1 protein-coding gene is annotated in these 1016 nt (G+C 58.8%); it reads left to right on the plus strand.

Annotated elements, in window-relative coordinates; all coding sequences use genetic code 11:
• The coding region (locus A3730_RS27020; protein ID WP_304439539.1) for a peroxidase family protein at window positions 1–1016 on the plus strand (1016 nt) is incomplete at both ends.

Genomic DNA, 1016 nt, shown 5'->3' on the forward strand with positions numbered 1-1016 from the left:
GGTATCACCCACCCGGGTGCGCTGACACTGAACAACTACCCGGACTTCCTGCGTAACCTGTCCATGCCGTTGATTGGCGACATTGATATGGCGGCCATCGACGTGCTGCGTGACCGTGAACGTGGCGTGCCCCGTTACAACGAGTTCCGTCGCCAAATCGGCCTCAAGCCGATTACCAGCTTCGAGCAGTTGTCCAGTGATCCGCAGCTGGTGGCTGACCTGAAGGCGCTGTACAACAACGATATCGAAATGATCGATACCCTGGTGGGCCAGCTGGCAGAAGAGACGCGCCCGGAAGGCTTTGGCTTTGGTGAAACGTCTTTCCAGATCTTCATCCTCAATGCGTCACGTCGCCTGATGACCGACCGCTTCTTCACCACCGATTACACTGACGAGGTGTACACCGCTGAAGGGATCGACTGGGTGGAAGAGAACACCATGGTCGACATCATCCGTCGCCACTACCCGAACCTGGCCAGCAGCCTGGTGGGCATGGATAACGCCTTCAAGCCCTGGGGCCTGAAAATTCCCGAGGATTATCAATCCTGGTCTGCCCAGGCGAAACAGGACCACCTGTGGGTCAACGGCGCCCTGCGTACCAGCTACGAAGACGGTGAAGTGCCGGCCATCGAACCCATCGATATTGGTGGCCTGATCAACTCCGTCCTGTGGAAGAAGGTGCAGGATGTGACCGACGTGAGCCCGCCGGGCTACAGCAAGCCGATTCACCCTCGCGGTGCCCTGGCCAAGGTGCAGTTCGTGCCGACGGCAGGCCATGGCTACACCGGCCTGTTCCAGGGGGCAGATCACGGCCTGCTGAGATTGTCTGTTACCGGCGACCCATCAGACCGTGGCTTTGCACCGGGGCTGGCGCTGAAATTGATGGTGGACGGCAAGCGTTCTGAAAACGTGTCCGCGCTCTATACCCTTAGCGGGCAGGGCGATAACCACAACATCTTTGCCAACGAACTGTCCAACTATGTCCAGCCGGAAGTGAACGAAACCCTCGGCACAAC

This window comes from Alcanivorax sp. HI0044, assembly GCF_001634945.1.